This window comes from Marinobacterium aestuarii, assembly GCF_001651805.1.
Classification (GTDB): domain Bacteria; phylum Pseudomonadota; class Gammaproteobacteria; order Pseudomonadales; family Balneatricaceae; genus Marinobacterium_A; species Marinobacterium_A aestuarii.
Map to the genome: position 1 here is coordinate 1,207,655 of NZ_CP015839.1, position 15,113 is coordinate 1,222,767.

Below are 15,113 nucleotides of genomic sequence, written 5' to 3' on the forward strand. Positions count from 1 at the left end.
CGGAATCACAACTTATTAGTATTTTGACGGTGCCGGAATGTAGTTGGCAGGCGCTATAACGGAGGAAGGGGATATGTTTGAATTACTCGATAACGTACCACAAAGCGCAATAATCAAGGTTGTTGGTGTGGGCGGCGGTGGCGGCAATGCCGTACATCACATGCTGAACAGCGACGTTGATGGCGTTGAGTTTATCTGTGCCAATACTGATGCCCAGGCGTTAAGCAACTCCGCTTCGCGCTCGGTGCTGCAGATTGGCAATGAGCTGACCAAGGGCCTGGGTGCCGGAGCCAATCCGGAAGTCGGCCGTCAGGCTGCCATCGAAGACCGCGAGCGGATTGCGGATATGATCCGTGGCGCCGACATGGTGTTTATTACCGCCGGCATGGGGGGCGGCACGGGCACAGGTGCGGCGCCTATCGTTGCCGAAGTTGCGCGTGAACTGGGCATTCTGACCGTGGCGGTGGTGACCAAGCCGTTCCCGTTTGAAGGCAAAAAACGCATGAAGATTGCCGAAGAGGGCATTCGTGAACTGCGTGACTCGGTCGACTCCCTGATCATTATTCCCAATGAGAAGCTGATGCAGGTGCTGGGTCGCAACTGCAGCCTGCTGAACGCCTTCAATACGGCGAATGATGTGCTCAAGGGCGCCGTGCAGGGCATCGCCGATCTGATCACCCGCCCTGGCATGATCAACGTCGATTTCGCCGACGTGCGCACTGTCATGTCCGAAATGGGTATGGCGATGATGGGGACCGGCATTGCCCGCGGCGAAGACCGTGCAACCCTGGCGGCGGAAGCGGCCATCAAGAGCCCGTTGCTGGAGGATGTGGACCTCAAGGGGGCCAGCGGCATTCTGGTAAACATCACCGCGGGTCTGGATCTGAGCCTGGGCGAATTTACCGAAGTGGGTAACATCGTTGAGGAATACGCCTCCGATAACGCCACCATAGTGGTGGGTACTGTTATAGATCCGGAAATGAAGGACGACCTCAAGGTGACCGTGGTGGCGACGGGTCTGGACAAGCGTCCCGATGAAATTCGCGTGGTTAGCAGCAACAGCAATTACAAGCCCGATGCTGCCCTGAACATGCACGATATCGAACTGCCGACGGTACTGCGTCGCAAGCGTCAGGAAGCCATGCTGGATGATCCCGCCGCTCCCGCCGATGGCGAGTCGCCCCGCGGATCGCTGCGCCAGGGTGGCAACAATGCGCAGTCTGAATACAGCGCACTGGATATCCCGACCTTCCTGCGCCGTCAGGCAGATTGATGCAGGCTACCCGGGTGGGTGAACGAAGCCGGTGTGCCGGGCCATACAGGCCGGCGCTGGTTTGCCTCGCTCAACTCACCTTTGTTACTATTCGCCGCCTCTGCGGGCGGAACTGGCTACGAGCATGATCAGACAGCGTACTTTGAAGACCAGCATCAAGGCGTCGGGGATCGGGCTGCACACCGGGGAGAAGGTGTACCTGACGCTCAAGCCTGCTGCGGTGGATACCGGTATTCTGTTTCGGCGCGTCGATCTTGATCCGGTGGTGGAAATCGAGGCCCGTGCGGACCTGGTGGTGGATACCACGCTGTCGAGTAATCTGTCATTTGGTGGCGCGCGGGTTGCGACCGTCGAGCACCTGATGTCGGCCCTGTCGGGTCTTGGGATCGACAACGCCTGTGTGGAGCTGAGTGCGGAGGAAGTGCCGATCATGGATGGCAGTGCCGCGCCCTTCGTGTTCCTGATACAGTCCGCCGGCATTGTGGAGCAGGATGCGCCCAAGCAGTTTATCCGCATCAAGCGCGAGATCAGCTTTAGCGCCGACGACAAGGTCGCCACCTTCAAACCCTTCGATGGCTTCAAGGTCGGTTTTACCATTGAGTTCGATCACCCGGCCTTCAGCGATCGCAATATGGAAGCCTGCCTGGACTTTTCCAGCACCAGCTTCGTGCGCGAGGTGAGCCGGGCCCGTACCTTTGGTTTTATGCGTGATATCGAGTACCTGCGCTCGAAAAACCTGGCCCTGGGCGGCAGCTTCGACAATGCGATAGTGGTGGATGATCATCGCATTCTGAATAGCGAGGGTCTGCGCTACGATGATGAGTTCGTCAAACACAAGATTCTGGATGCGGTGGGTGATCTGTACCTGCTGGGCAAGAGCCTGATCGGTGAATTTGTGGGTCACAAGTCAGGTCATTATCTGAACAATATGCTGGTGCGCAAGTTACTGGAAAACCAGGATGCCTGGGATATCGTGACCTTCGAGGGCGACGATGCCCAGGCGCCGATCGCCTACGCCAAGGCGGCGCAGGCGGTCTGAGCGGGGCAGTTTTTGCATCGGGCGGCACTCAGTCAGGCCGGGCTCTTGCCCGGCCTGACTGTTTTCTGGCGGCGAGGTTTGCGCACTGTCGCAAAATAATTACGTTTAAAATTCTACTCGGCGCCCCAATATGGGTAGAATGTCGAGTCGTTTTTCGTGGCACGCGCGTAAAAGTCTTTGTATTCAACTGGTTGAAATTCGGATTATGCTGACATCACTATTGAAGAAGGTTTTCGGGAGCAAGAACGACCGGGAACTCAAGCGCATGGGCAAGATCGTCGAACAGATCAACGCGTTTGAGCCCGAAATGGAACCGCTCAGTGACGAGGCACTGCGGGACCTGACAGTCGCGTTTCGTCAGCGGCTGGAGCAGGGCGAAAGCCTGGAACAGATACTGCCGCAGGCGTTTGCCGTAGTGCGGGAAGTCTCAAAACGTACGCTGGGCCTGCGCCACTTCGATGTGCAGATGGTCGGCGGTATCGCCCTGCATGAAGGCAAGGTGGCTGAAATGCGCACCGGCGAGGGCAAGACGCTGGTGGCAACCCTGGCGGTCTACCTCAATGCCCTCAGTGGCAAAGGCGTGCACGTGGTTACGGTCAACGACTATCTGGCGCGTCGCGACGCCGACTGGATGCGTCCGCTCTATGAAGGCCTGGGCATGAGTGTCGGCGTGGTGCTGTCGGGGCAGGATCAGCAGGTCAAGCGTGATGCCTACGCCAGCGACATTACCTACGGTACCAACAACGAATTCGGCTTTGACTACCTGCGCGACAATATGGCCTTCAGCCTGGCCGACAAGGCGCAGCGCGACTTCAACTTCGCCGTGGTCGACGAGGTCGATTCCATCCTGATCGACGAAGCCCGTACCCCGCTGATCATTTCCGGCCCCGCCGAAGACAGCTCGGCGATGTACCGCACCATCAATACCCTGATTCCCGAACTCAAGCGTTTTGAAGGCGAGATCGACCCCAAGGACGATACTCAGGTCATCAACGAACACTTTGTCGTTGACGAAAAGAACCGCACGGTTGAGCTGACTGAAGCCGGTCACCAGCTGGTGGAGGATATTCTGGTCAGCAACAAGCTGCTGGGCGAAGGCGAGAGCCTCTATGCGCCTGGCAACCTGAGCCTGCTGCACCATGTGCTGGCGGCACTGCGGGCGCACAACCTGTTCCAGCGCGATATCGATTACATAGTGCAGGACAATCAGGTGGTCATCGTCGACGAGCACACCGGGCGCATCATGCCAGGGCGACGCTGGTCTGAAGGTCTGCACCAGGCCGTTGAAGCCAAGGAAGGCGTTCAGGTTCAGCTTGAAAGCCAGACCCTGGCGTCCACCACCTTCCAGAACTATTTCCGCCTGTACGGCAAGCTGTCCGGCATGACCGGCACCGCCGATACAGAAGCCTTCGAGCTGAACCAGATCTATGGTCTGGATGTGGTGGTCATTCCGACCAACCGTGCTGTGTCGCGTCTGGACCAGAACGATATCGTCTTCCTGACCATGGAAGAAAAGTACGAAGCCATCATCGAGGAAATCAAGTCGTGCCAGGAAAAGGGCCAGCCGGTACTGGTGGGTACGGCCTCGATTGAATCCTCCGAACTGATCTCGGCGCTGCTTAACAAGCAGAGCCTCAAGCACAGCGTGCTTAACGCCAAAAACCACGTTATGGAAGCGGGCATCATCGCCGATGCCGGTCGCCCAGGTGCCGTGACTATCGCCACCAACATGGCAGGGCGTGGTACCGACATCATGCTGGGCGGCAAGCTGGATGCGGAAATTGCCGACCTGGACAGCCCGACAGACGCGGAGCTGGCGGCGGTCAAGCTGGCCTGGCAGGCGCGTCATGATCAGGTGGTCGCGGCCGGTGGTCTGCATATTCTGGGTACCGAACGGCATGAGTCGCGCCGTATCGACAACCAGCTGCGTGGCCGCGCCGGTCGCCAGGGTGACCCGGGTTCCTCGCGTTTCTTCCTGTCGCTGGAAGATGACCTGATGCGTATCTTCGCCTCCGAGCGGGTGCGCCAGTTCATGCAGGCGCTGGGGATGGAGCGCGGTGAGGCGATCGAGCACAAGATGGTCAGCAACGCCATCGAGAAGGCACAGCGCAAGGTCGAAGGCCGCAACTTCGATATCCGCAAATCGCTGCTGGAATACGACGATGTGGCGAACGATCAGCGCAGCGTGGTTTACCGTCAGCGCAATGAACTGATGGCCAGTGATGATATTTCCGATATCGTGGCCGAAGTACGGGCCGAGGTGGTCGACGCTGCCATCAGCGAATGTATAGCACCGCAAAGCCTGGCCGAGCAGTGGGATGTCGAGGGGCTGGAGAAGTCCCTGCAGAGCGAGTTCGCCATAGCGCTGCCGCTGCAGCAGTGGCTGGACGAAGACGATAGTCTGCACGAAGACGGCCTGCGCGAGAAGATCATGACCGCCATCAGCGAAAGCTATGCGCAAAAGGAAGCTCTGGTGGGTGCCGAGGGCATGCGCACCTTCGAGAAGCAGGTCATGCTGCAGGTACTGGATACGCTGTGGAAAGAGCATCTGCAGACCATGGATCAGCTGCGCCAGGGCATTCACCTGCGCGGTTATGCCCAGAAGAATCCCAAGCAGGAATACAAGCGCGAAGCCTTCCAGCTGTTCCAGGAGCTGCTTGAGCATATCAAGCGCGATCTGATCAAGGTGCTGAGCCATGTACAGGTGCGCCAGCCCGAAGAAGTGGATGTGGTCGAGCAGCAGCGTCGCGAGCAGGCAAAGAATCAGCAGATGAGCTACCAGCATGCCGCGAGCAGCGCCATGCAGGAAGATGCGCCGCAGCAGGCTAATGCGGGCGAGGCGGGTACCGAGGTGGAAGATGATGCCCAGGTTGAGACTTTCGTGCGCGAAGCACCCAAGGTCGGACGCAACGATCCCTGCCCCTGTGGTTCAGGCAAAAAATTCAAGCAGTGTCACGGTCAATTGAGCTAAGCACCCGCAGGCGGTTCCGGTAAAAACAAGGTTTCCGGTACTGCCTGTCTGGCGTCTATTGAGGATTAGGTGGTTATGGCTGTAGGTCCCGGAACTTTACCCAGGTTGCACCCCATCAAGGGTATGCGTATTGGCACTGCGTCGGCGGGCATCAAGAAACCAGGCCGCAGGGATCTGGTACTGATGGAGCTGTGCGAGGGCGCCACTGTCGCTGGCGTTTTTACCCTCAACGCCTTTTGCGCAGCACCGGTGCAGATCGCCAAGCGCCATCTCGCCTGCGCCCCGCGCTATCTGCTGACCAACACCGGCAATGCCAACGCCGGCACCGGCAGCGAAGGCATGCAGGATGCAACCCGCTGCTGCGAAGCCCTGGCACAGCTGGTCTCTTTGCCGGTTGAGCGCGTGCTGCCGTTTTCCACCGGCGTTATCGGTGAAAAACTGCCGGTGGAAAAAATAGAGGCGGCGTTGCCGGCGGCACTGGCGGCACTGGATGACAATGGCTGGGAAGATGCTGCCAGCGGCATCATGACCACCGATACCCGCCCCAAGGCAGCCTCGAACCAGTTTGAGTTTGGTGGCAAGACCGTAAGCCTGACCGGCATCTCCAAGGGTGCCGGCATGATCATGCCGAACATGGCCACCATGCTGGCCTATATAGGTACTGATGCGGCTGTAGCTGCACCGCTGCTGCAGCGCATTCTCGGCGTTGCGGCGGACAAGTCATTCAACCGCATTACCATTGATGGTGACACCTCGACCAATGACAGCTGCATGCTGGTCGCGACCGGCCAGAGTGGCGTGGTAGTAGATGAGCAGGACGCAGATCTGCTGGCACAGTTCACGGCGGCGGTGGAATTGGTACTGCTGCAGCTGTCCCACGCCATAGTGCGTGACGGCGAGGGTGCGACCAAGTTTGTCACTGTGCAGGTGGAAGGCGCGCGTAACAGCGCCGAAGCCCTGCAGACCGCCTATACCATCGCCCATTCGCCGCTGGTGAAAACCGCACTCTTTGCCAGCGACCCGAACTGGGGCCGTATTCTGGCGGCCGTCGGACGTGCAGGTATCGAAGACCTTGATCTGGATGCGCTGCGCCTGTACCTGGGTGATGTCTGTATCGTCGAGAACGGCGGCCGTTCCCCGGGCTATACGGAAGCGGCCGGGCAGCGCGTCATGCAGCAGGAAGAGATCCTGATCCGCGTGCTGCTGGCCCGCGGCGAGGCGACGGAAACGGTCTGGACGACAGACTTTTCTGAAGAATACGTGCGTATCAATGCGGACTACCGCAGCTAACTGACTGACTCGCGCCAGGGTGCCCGTTCTGGGTACTTTGGCAGCCTGTCTAGCAGGCTGCAAACACGCGTGCATATCGAAGGCCTCCCTGCATGAGCAAAACAGAACGGCGTCTGATTCACGTTGCCGCGGCTGTGATTCTGGATGGGGATCAGCGTATCCTGCTGGCCCGCCGGCCCGACGACAAGCACCAGGGCGGGCTCTGGGAGTTTCCCGGTGGCAAGGTTGAAGCGGGAGAGCCGGTGCGCGATGCGCTGGATCGCGAACTCTTTGAGGAGCTCGGCATTCGCGTGCGCAGCGCCCGTCCTCTGATTCAGATTCCGCACCATTACGCCGACAAGTCGGTGCTGCTGGATGTATTTGTGGTGGATCGATTTGATGGCCAGGCCCATGGCCGCGAAGGCCAGCCGGTGCGCTGGGTCAGTGCGCAGCAGTTGTCCGATTACAGCTTCCCGGCTGCCAACAGACCTATAGTTGCGGCGGCCCAGCTGCCTGCTCGCATGTTGATTACCGGTACCGCTACGGATGCTGCAGACTATCTGGCCCGTACCGAGCGTGCGCTGGCCTGTGGGCTGCGCTGGGTCATGTTGCGGGCACCGGAACTGGCTGAGGCGGACTTCTGCGAGCTGTATCGGCAGCTGCTGCCGCTCTGTGATGCTGCGGGGGCAACGCTTGGCGTGAATTGTGATCTGGCGCTGGCGAACCGCCTGGGAGCTCAGGCGCTACATCTGAATCGTCATCGTCTGGCGCAACTGGGTACGCGTGATGCGTTTAAAGGCGAGTGGCTCAGTGCCTCCTGCCACGACGCTGCAGAGCTTGCGCGTGCCGCTGAATTGCAGCTGGATTTTGTGACCCTGTCGCCGGTGGCGCACACGGATTCACATCCTGATACCCGACCGCTTGGCTGGCAGGGCTTTGCCGACCTGTGTGGCGAGGCGACCTTGCCGGTCTATGCGCTGGGCGGAATGGGCGATAAGGATCTGGATGCAGCCTGGGCTCGAGGAGCCCAGGGCGTGGCGGCCATCAGCGAATGGTGGGGCTGCTAGCCTAAGCGAAGACTAGTGCCGTGTAGGCGTATGGGGGCGCTCGTCATCGTCCATGCCGGTGCTGTAGTCGTCTTCCGAGGGCGCGGTGGGAATGCGGTATTCCTCGTTAGCCCAGGTGCCAAGGTCGATCAGCTTGCAGCGCTCGCTGCAAAACGGCCGGAAACTGTTTTCGGGGCTCCATACACTGGGCTTGCCGCACTGCGGGCACTTGATGGTCTTTGGCTTGCCGCTGGTTTTTGGCTGGCTAATCGTCATGAATCTCTCGCGTCTTGCGCCCGCTGCAGCAACGTCTTGTGGAGTTGCAGTGTTGCGGCGCGCAGGGATTGAAGGTTGCCTGAATTGTCGATGATGCTGTCGGCTCTGGCAAGCCTTGCCTGGCGATCCATTTGCGCCGCCATGATACGTCTCACCTGATCCGTACTGTTTTGATCCCGCTCGATGGTCCGCTGCAGCTGGGTTTCTTCGGGTACATCCACCACTACGACGTAATCCACCAGCCTGTGCTGGTCGGTCTCCAGCAGCAGTGGCGACACCAGCAGGCTGTAGGCGGATGTTGCCTCCTGCAGTGATGCCAGAATGCGCTGGCGAATCAGCGGGTGGAGCAGCGCTTCGAGCCAGAGACGTGCTTCCGGTGTGGCAAAAACGATCTGACGCAGGCCGGCGCGATCCAGTGCACCGTCGGGCTGCAATATGTCGGCGCCAAATCGTTCTGCGATCTGCGCCAGTGCAGGCTCGCCCGGTGCTACAAGATCCCGTGCTACCTGGTCGGCATCAACCGCCACAATACCCTGTTCTTGAATCAGCCTGGCGACAGCGCTTTTGCCGCTGCCAATGCCGCCGGTCAGGCCTGCAACGAACATAGCGGGTGTCTCCTGTTGTACTTAGTCAATTTCATGCCTTAGAGCCTGAATAGTTGCAGGTAGGCTTCGGTGATAGGGCGGCCCCAGATGATGGCGACCCAGCCGGCAATCGCGAGGTAGGGGCCAAAGGGCAATGGGTTGGCCATCTGGTGCTTGCGCAGCAGCATCAGCACTATGGCCAGCAGGATGCCTACTACCGAGGACATCAGAATAATCAGTGGCAGCTGTTCCACGCCGCACCAGGCGCCGAGTGCCGCCAGCAGCTTGAAGTCGCCATAGCCCATGCCTTCCTTGCCGGTCATGAGCTTGAACAGCCAGTAGATAGACCAGAGCGCGAGGTAGCCAATCACCGCGCCCCAGAGGGCCGATTCCAGTGTTGTGAAGAGTGTAAAGCTGTTGAGGATCAGCCCCAGCCAGATGAGTGGCAGGGTGATGCGGTCCGGCAGCAACTGGTGGTCAATATCGATAAACGTCAGAGTGATCAGGGCCCAGCTCAGTGCCACCAGACTGTAGCCGACGGAATTAAAGCCGAAGTGCCAGAGCACAAAGGTGCTGATCAGGGCGGTTAGCAGTTCGACCACCGGGTAACGTAGCGAGATCGGCGCCGAGCAGGCGGAGCATTTGCCCAGCAGCGCCATATAGCTGATCAGTGGAATATTTTCATACCAGCGGATATGGTGCTGGCAGTGGGGGCAGCGGGATGCGGGAGTCGCCAGATTAAAGCTGCTAGCGCTCGTTTCCTCGGCGCTACAGTCGGCGCCTGCCGCCATGGCCTGCCATTCACGCTCCATCATCAGGGGCAGGCGATGGATAACGACATTAAGGAAACTGCCGACCAGCAGTGAAAATACAAACGCCAGTGTGACCCCGAGAAGCGTAAGCTCCAGGCCCTGTGTATTGAATAACTCAATCTGCATAAATGGATTCTGACAGGCCCGCAGTGCCTGGCATTAAACGCAGACACTGCGGGAGAGTTTCGGGTTTACGGTTAAACTTGCAGGCTTGCAAGTTTAACCGACAACATTACCCAGCTGGAATATGGGCAGATACATCGCAATAACCAGGCCGCCCACCAGGGTGCCCAGCACGACCATGATCATGGGTTCCATCAGGCTGGAGAGCGAGTCTACCGCATCATCCACCTCCCGCTCGTAAAATTCAGCGACCTTGTCGAGCATCATCTCAAGGGAGCCCGCTTCTTCACCGATGCCGATCATCTGAATGGTCATATTGGGGAAGATACCGGTCATCTCTATGGCATTTTTCAGGGATTGGCCGGTGGAGACACCGTTACGAATCTGGATGATGGCGTTGCGATAGACCACGTTGCCAACGGCGCCTGCGGCCGAGTCGAGCGCCTCAACCAGAGGTACACCGGCGGAGAAGGTGGTTGCCAGGGTGCGGGCGAAGCGGGCGATAGCCGCCTTGTGCAATATCTTGCCAAGTACTGGGATCTTCAAGATAGCACGGTCGATAAAATCACGAAATTTCTGTGATTTTCGGTGCGTGCTCTGGAACAGGTAACCAAAGAGAGCAATTCCCAGCAGAACCACAAACCACCACTTCTGCGCCGCCTCCGACAGTGTGACGACAAAACGGGTAAAAGCGGGCAGGTCGGCGCCAAAGCTGGTGAACAGCTCTTCAAATACAGGCACCACCTTAACCAGCAGTATGGCGGTGACAATAATACCAACCACCACGACCGCTATCGGATAGGTCATGGCTTTGCGGATCTTGGCTTTGAGGGCTTCGATTTTTTCCTTGTAGGTGGCAATGCGATCCAGCATGGCATCCAGGGCGCCGGATTGCTCACCGGCCTTGACCAGGTTGCAGTAGAGGTCATCAAAGAATATCGGAAACTTGGAGAGCGCGGTGGAGAAGTCCGAGCCGCCACTGACATCATTGCGAATGTCATAGAGCATTTTTTTCATTTTGTCTTTTTCAGAGCCACCGGCGACAATCTCCAGGGACTGCAGCAGCGGCACGCCGGATTTCAGCATGGTGGCCATCTGGCGTGTAAAGAACGCAATATCCAGCGGTTTGATGGCTTTACTGCGGTTGCTGAATATGGAAATGCTTTCTTTGCCAACCTTTTTGGGCGTAATGCCCTGGCGACGCAATTGGGCCCGTGCGGTGGCGACATTGGCAGCATCGAGCTTGCCTTTGGTAACGTTGCCGCTCTTGTCTCGCCCCTGCCAGACAAATGTCTGCAGTTTGACTTGTTTTGTGGCCATAGTAATCCCTGTAATGACTTAGGCTCAGGTAACGATAACCCGGTTCATTTCTTCCAGGCTGGTAAGGCCCTTGCCAACCTTGATCAGCCCGGACAGTCGCAGAGTGCGAAACCCCTCGGCCTGGGCGACACGAAGAATATCGAGTGAGTTGCCGTTGTTCATGATGACGTTGGCCACTTCGTTACTCATCGGCAGCATTTCGTAAATCCCGACCCGGCCCTTGTAGCCCCGGTTGCATTTGGAGCAGCCCTCGGAGTTGGCTTCAAACAGTGTAGTCGTTTCCAATTGTTCGGCGCTAAAGCCTGCTTCCAGCAGGGCGGTCTCGGGAATGTCTGCTGGTCGCTTGCAGGATTCGCACAGTCGCCGCGCCAGTCGCTGGGCAATGATCAGCGTGACCGAGGTCGCGATGTTGAACGCAGGCACGCCCATGTTGCGCAGGCGCGTCAGGGTTTCGGGAGAGCTGTTGGTGTGCAGGGTAGAGAGCACCATATGGCCGGTTTGGGCGGCCTTGATACCAATCTCGGCGGTTTCCAGGTCACGTATCTCGCCGACCATGACAATATCGGGATCCTGGCGCAAAAAGGCGCGCAGTGCTTCGGCGAAGGTGAGGCCAACCTTGGTGTTCACATGAACCTGGTTGATGCCCTCCATATTGATCTCCACCGGATCCTCGGCGGTGGAGATGTTGCGCTCTGCGTCATTCAGAATATTCAGGCCGGTATAGAGTGTCACCGTCTTGCCGCTGCCGGTGGGGCCTGTCACCAGGATCATGCCCTGGGGCTTGGACAGCGTTGCCAGGAATATTTCCTTCTGGTCAGGCTCGAAACCCAGGGCATCGACACCCATCTTGGCACTGGCAGGATCCAGAATTCGCAGTACGATTTTTTCCCCCCACAGGGTTGGCAGGCTGTTGACACGAAAGTCGATGGCGCGCTTGGCCGAGATCTTCATCTTGATGCGGCCATCCTGAGGCATGCGCCGCTCGGAGATATCCATGCGGGACATAACCTTCAGGCGTGCTGCCAGGCGAGGTGCCAGGTTGGCTGGAGGTTTGGCAACCTCCTGCAATATGCCGTCAATGCGGCTGCGGATGCGGTAATTTTTCTCGTAGGGCTCAAAGTGGATATCGGATGCGCCATTCTTGATGGCATCCAGCAGTATCTTGTTAACAAAGCGCACGATGGGGGCATCGTTGGCGGCTTCTTCCGCCGTTTCGGCAATGTCGACTTCCGGGCGATCACCGACATCCAGGTGGTCTAGGTCGGTATCCGCCAGATCGTCCAGCGCGCTGTGCTGGTTGTCGAGAAAGGCATCAATCAGCCGGCGCAGCTTGTCTTCTTCGACAATGACGCCTTCGGTTGTGGTGCCTGTATGAAATTTTATCTCATCCAGCGCCTGGATATTGGTGGGGTCGGCGATGGCAATAAAGAGCCGATTTTCACGCTTCATTAACGGCAGTGCGTGATGCTTGCTGATCAGGGCTTCGGATACCAGGCCCTGGGGCAGGGCTTCGCGGCTGATGACATCCAGATCAAGCAATGGCAGGCCGAATTCATCGGATGCGGCGCAGGCCGCCCGGTGTGCACTTACCAGGCGCTGCTCAATAATATGGCTGATAAAGGGCTTTTGCGCGGCCCTTGCCTGGGCAATGGCATCGACCGCGACTTCGGCTGAGAACACGCCGTCATTTACCAGTCGCTTGGCGAGACCGCTGAGAGGTTGAAAAGCGTTCACCTTGACTCCCTAGTACCTGCTGACTAGCTGACCAGTCCGTTATTGAGCACGATCAGGATGTAACATAGCACTTGCGTGACTCTTTGAAAATGCAGACTATACTTGTTCCAAGATCACCGTACTGTAACAGATATGATACGATCTGAGAGTACGCTGTCGGTGGTCTGGGGCTTGGAGACGCTTGGGGGTAACTCGGGTCTGGAAATAGGGTCTCAGGCTCATTGGAATGCTGGGTCAGGTGGATGGGTCGCACAGTCGGTCGGATCGGGATCTGATATGAATCCTGGGTCGCGGCAGTCGATCGAAATGGAAAACTCGCTGGAGAAAAATATAATGAACAGATCGATCAAAATGGTGCAAAAGGGTTTTACCCTGATTGAGTTGATGATCGTAATTGCGATCATCGGCATCCTGGCGGCGCTGGCAATCCCGGCCTACCAGGACTATGTGGCACGCAGCCAGGCGTCTGAAGCGCTGACGATTACGGATGGGTTGAAAGTGGCGGCGCAGGAATATTATGCGGACAATGGTGTTTGTCCCCTCAATACAAATAGTACTTCTGCTGGTGATGCTGCTATTGATCTCAATACGGATCTTGATGGTAGCTATGTTGCTCAAGTGACTGTTATTGGAGATACCACTTCACCTGCGGTTTGTTTGTTTACAGCAACATATAAAGCTACCGGTGTAGCCAAGAAGATCCAAGGGAAAACGCTCACTGTAGCCGGTAATATGGATGCCGGCTCTGAAGTTGATTGGGTGTGTGATCAGTCGATGGGACCTGTTGCTGCTGCAGGGATGCTGGTTCAGGATAACCCTGAAGTCGCGCCAAGCGCCTGCAGGCCGTAATAAAGTATTAAGCATATGGGGTTGACCCCATCCCAAGAACCCCGGCATCGTCCGGGGTTTTTGCTGTACAGCTGTTTCATTTATCAGGTTTGAGGGGGAAGGTATCTACCGCAATAGCGCATACGATTGTGCTGGGGTGGTTTACCTTGCATCTGCCCAGTACGGTAATTGCCGCTTCGCTTTTTTATTTGCCAACGATGTTTTTATTTCGATGCTCAAATCGAGTTCTATCTTGATTTTAAGTTCTGAATGTATGGCTGCCGATTTGTCCACCAAAGTATAATTTCCTATTTTTCAAATTCAGTTCAGGCTTTGGTGTTATGAAAAGAATAATTCTGCTTGTACTTATAGCGTTATCCGTGGGCGTAACCCTCTACCTGAACCGGCAGGCCGAACCCGTGCCTGAGAGTGTACGTGTTGCACTGGAAGCGCAGCTGACCGAGGATCCCCGCTTTCCTGCCCGCCCGGTCTGGTGGCAGGACGGGGCCATACTGGCGGTGGGGATGCTGGCGGACGGCCAGCCCAAAGACAGCGCGGCGGCCGATGTCTGCAACCTGCTGCAGCAGCAGGGCATTACCGGCACGTCGGTGGAAGTCTATGATCTGGACAAAATCCGCCAGAGCGATAACTGGGATTTGATTGGCAGGGCGTCTTGCAAGCCGTAGGCACCTGGCGGGGTTGATTTGGCAGCCTGTAGGTTGGGTTAGCGCAGCGTAACCCAACGCCCTGCGGCGACTTGCCATCCCCATCATGTCGGGTTACGCCCTGCGGGCTAACCCGACCTACGGGCTGAGTTTAAACCTGTTGGTGATGTTGGATCGCTCTGTGGGCGAATAACTGCGCCGCCAAATATTGACCGCGGCTTTCCCCTTTATCCTTTCTCTGTTTTTTAAACCAGCCGCAGCGACAGGTCCACCGCCTGACAATGCTTGGTCAGGGCGCCGATGGAGATGTAATCGACGCCGGTTTCAGCGATGGCGTAGAGGGTATCTTCACTGATGCCGCCTGAGGCTTCCAGCTTGGCTTTGCCTGCAGTGATTTTTACCGCGGTGCGCATGTCGTCCAGGCTAAAGTTATCCAGCATCACTATATCAGCACCGGCAGCCAGGGCTTCTTCCAGCTGTGCCAGGGTTTCCACTTCCAGCTCAACCGGCTTGCCGGGCTCATTGGCGCGCGCAGTGCGGATGGCCGCGTCTATGCCGCCACAGGCCAGAATATGGTTTTCCTTGATCAGGAAAGCGTCGTACAGGCCTATGCGATGGTTGAAGCAGCCACCGCAGCTGACAGCGTATTTCTGTGCCCTGCGCAGGCCCGGCAGCGTCTTGCGGGTATCCAGCAGGCGCACACCGGTATCCTTTACAAGATCTGCATAGTGGCGGCTGATGCTGGCCGTGCCGGACAGGGTCTGCAGGAAGTTCAGCGCCGCACGCTCGGCTGTGAGCAGGGAGCGGGCAGCACCTCTGGCTTCAAACAGCAGTTGGTCGCCCACAACGCTCTGGCCATCGCGCACATGCCAGCTAAGTTGCACGGCGGGATCAACCTGGCGAAATACCTCATTAACCCAGTCGGTACCGCAGACCACGGCATTCTGGCGCGTAATCACGCGGGCGTGTCCGGATTGGGTTGCCGGTATCAGGCGGGCGGTAATGTCGCCGTCACCGATATCTTCGGCCAGGGCCAGGGCAACGCTTTGAATAATAGTGTCTTTCAGGTCTTGTTGGGTCAGCATAGGTGTTTGATCTGCAACAGCAATGGAAAGGCGAGTGGTGCTAAACTAGGCAGAATTTTAGCCCAATCCGGATGCTGCTAATAGGGGT

At 57.7% G+C, this 15,113-nt stretch carries 13 protein-coding genes; 7 read left to right on the forward strand and 6 right to left on the reverse strand.

All coding sequences use genetic code 11. The features are described from left to right. The first annotated feature begins 73 nt into the window (after positions 1 to 73). The 5 genes from ftsZ to A8C75_RS05315 all read left to right on the forward strand — a co-directional run bounded on the left by ftsZ (position 74) and on the right by A8C75_RS05315 (position 7,619). Positions 74 to 1,273 carry a cell division protein FtsZ gene (gene ftsZ, locus A8C75_RS05295; protein WP_067379121.1) on the forward strand — a complete coding sequence of 400 codons (1,200 nt, stop codon included), beginning with the start codon at positions 74 to 76 and terminating at the stop codon, positions 1,271 to 1,273. 124 nt (positions 1,274 to 1,397) lie between these two features. Next, entirely contained in the window at positions 1,398 to 2,312 is a 915-nt protein-coding gene (lpxC, locus tag A8C75_RS05300) for a UDP-3-O-acyl-N-acetylglucosamine deacetylase (protein ID WP_067379122.1), read from the forward strand. A 205-nt stretch (positions 2,313 to 2,517) separates the two neighbouring features. Then, the gene (secA, locus tag A8C75_RS05305) at positions 2,518 to 5,283 is read left to right on the forward strand and encodes a preprotein translocase subunit SecA (RefSeq protein WP_067379124.1); all 2,766 of its coding nucleotides are present in this window, start codon (positions 2,518 to 2,520) and stop codon (positions 5,281 to 5,283) included. A 75-nt stretch (positions 5,284 to 5,358) separates the two neighbouring features. Next, positions 5,359 to 6,573, forward strand: coding sequence for a bifunctional glutamate N-acetyltransferase/amino-acid acetyltransferase ArgJ (gene argJ / locus A8C75_RS05310; RefSeq protein ID WP_067379127.1), 1,215 nt, complete (start codon positions 5,359 to 5,361; stop codon positions 6,571 to 6,573). Positions 6,574 to 6,665: 92 nt separating this feature from the next. After that, positions 6,666 to 7,619 carry a Nudix family hydrolase gene (locus tag A8C75_RS05315; RefSeq protein ID WP_067379130.1) on the forward strand — a complete coding sequence of 318 codons (954 nt, stop codon included), beginning with the start codon at positions 6,666 to 6,668 and terminating at the stop codon, positions 7,617 to 7,619. Between the two features lie 12 nt (positions 7,620 to 7,631). Here the strand turns inward: A8C75_RS05315 and yacG are convergent, their stop codons facing one another. From yacG to pilB, 5 genes are all read right to left on the reverse strand, one after another. Then, positions 7,632 to 7,874 (reverse strand): DNA gyrase inhibitor YacG, encoded by a 243-nt coding sequence (gene yacG, locus A8C75_RS05320; protein WP_067379133.1) that lies wholly within the window; start codon positions 7,872 to 7,874, stop codon positions 7,632 to 7,634. After that, on the reverse strand, positions 7,871 to 8,479 hold the full coding sequence (coaE, locus tag A8C75_RS05325; protein ID WP_067379136.1) for a dephospho-CoA kinase: 609 nt from the start codon (positions 8,477 to 8,479) through the stop codon (positions 7,871 to 7,873). The genes yacG and coaE overlap by 4 nt, the downstream gene beginning before the upstream one ends. 38 nt (positions 8,480 to 8,517) lie before the next feature. Next, entirely contained in the window at positions 8,518 to 9,396 is an 879-nt protein-coding gene (locus A8C75_RS05330; protein WP_067379139.1) for a prepilin peptidase, read from the reverse strand. 93 nt (positions 9,397 to 9,489) lie between these two features. Further along, positions 9,490 to 10,713, reverse strand: a complete 1,224-nt coding sequence (locus tag A8C75_RS05335) for a type II secretion system F family protein (protein ID WP_067379142.1) — start codon at positions 10,711 to 10,713, stop codon at positions 9,490 to 9,492. A 24-nt stretch (positions 10,714 to 10,737) separates the two neighbouring features. Then, complete coding sequence (pilB, locus tag A8C75_RS05340; protein WP_067379145.1) at positions 10,738 to 12,447, reverse strand: type IV-A pilus assembly ATPase PilB; 1,710 nt, start codon at positions 12,445 to 12,447, stop codon at positions 10,738 to 10,740. A gap of 333 nt (positions 12,448 to 12,780) precedes the next feature. Between pilB and A8C75_RS05345 the strand changes: the two genes are divergently transcribed. Together A8C75_RS05345 and A8C75_RS05350 are read left to right on the forward strand one after the other, a co-directional pair. Beyond that, positions 12,781 to 13,296 carry a pilin gene (locus A8C75_RS05345; RefSeq protein WP_157890226.1) on the forward strand — a complete coding sequence of 172 codons (516 nt, stop codon included), beginning with the start codon at positions 12,781 to 12,783 and terminating at the stop codon, positions 13,294 to 13,296. A gap of 320 nt (positions 13,297 to 13,616) precedes the next feature. Continuing rightward, positions 13,617 to 13,961 (forward strand): hypothetical protein, encoded by a 345-nt coding sequence (locus A8C75_RS05350; RefSeq protein ID WP_067379148.1) that lies wholly within the window; start codon positions 13,617 to 13,619, stop codon positions 13,959 to 13,961. 224 nt (positions 13,962 to 14,185) lie between these two features. Here the strand turns inward: A8C75_RS05350 and nadC are convergent, their stop codons facing one another. Then, positions 14,186 to 15,025 carry a carboxylating nicotinate-nucleotide diphosphorylase gene (nadC, locus tag A8C75_RS05355; protein WP_067379151.1) on the reverse strand — a complete coding sequence of 280 codons (840 nt, stop codon included), beginning with the start codon at positions 15,023 to 15,025 and terminating at the stop codon, positions 14,186 to 14,188. Between the last annotated feature and the right edge of the window lie 88 nt (positions 15,026 to 15,113).

Bases quoted from the DNA above. Each gene is read 5' to 3' on its own strand.
- ftsZ (WP_067379121.1), top strand. From the start codon at position 74: ATGTTTGAATTACTCGATAACGTACCACAAAGCGCAATAATCAAGGTT.
- lpxC (WP_067379122.1), top strand. From the start codon at position 1,398: ATGATCAGACAGCGTACTTTGAAGACCAGCATCAAGGCGTCGGGGATC.
- secA (WP_067379124.1), top strand. From the start codon at position 2,518: ATGCTGACATCACTATTGAAGAAGGTTTTCGGGAGCAAGAACGACCGG.
- argJ (WP_067379127.1), top strand. From the start codon at position 5,359: ATGGCTGTAGGTCCCGGAACTTTACCCAGGTTGCACCCCATCAAGGGT.
- A8C75_RS05315 (WP_067379130.1), top strand. From the start codon at position 6,666: ATGAGCAAAACAGAACGGCGTCTGATTCACGTTGCCGCGGCTGTGATT.
- yacG (WP_067379133.1), bottom strand. From the start codon at position 7,874: ATGACGATTAGCCAGCCAAAAACCAGCGGCAAGCCAAAGACCATCAAG.
- coaE (WP_067379136.1), bottom strand. From the start codon at position 8,479: ATGTTCGTTGCAGGCCTGACCGGCGGCATTGGCAGCGGCAAAAGCGCT.
- A8C75_RS05330 (WP_067379139.1), bottom strand. From the start codon at position 9,396: ATGCAGATTGAGTTATTCAATACACAGGGCCTGGAGCTTACGCTTCTC.
- A8C75_RS05335 (WP_067379142.1), bottom strand. From the start codon at position 10,713: ATGGCCACAAAACAAGTCAAACTGCAGACATTTGTCTGGCAGGGGCGA.
- A8C75_RS05345 (WP_157890226.1), top strand. From the start codon at position 12,781: ATGAACAGATCGATCAAAATGGTGCAAAAGGGTTTTACCCTGATTGAG.
- A8C75_RS05350 (WP_067379148.1), top strand. From the start codon at position 13,617: ATGAAAAGAATAATTCTGCTTGTACTTATAGCGTTATCCGTGGGCGTA.
- nadC (WP_067379151.1), bottom strand. From the start codon at position 15,025: ATGCTGACCCAACAAGACCTGAAAGACACTATTATTCAAAGCGTTGCC.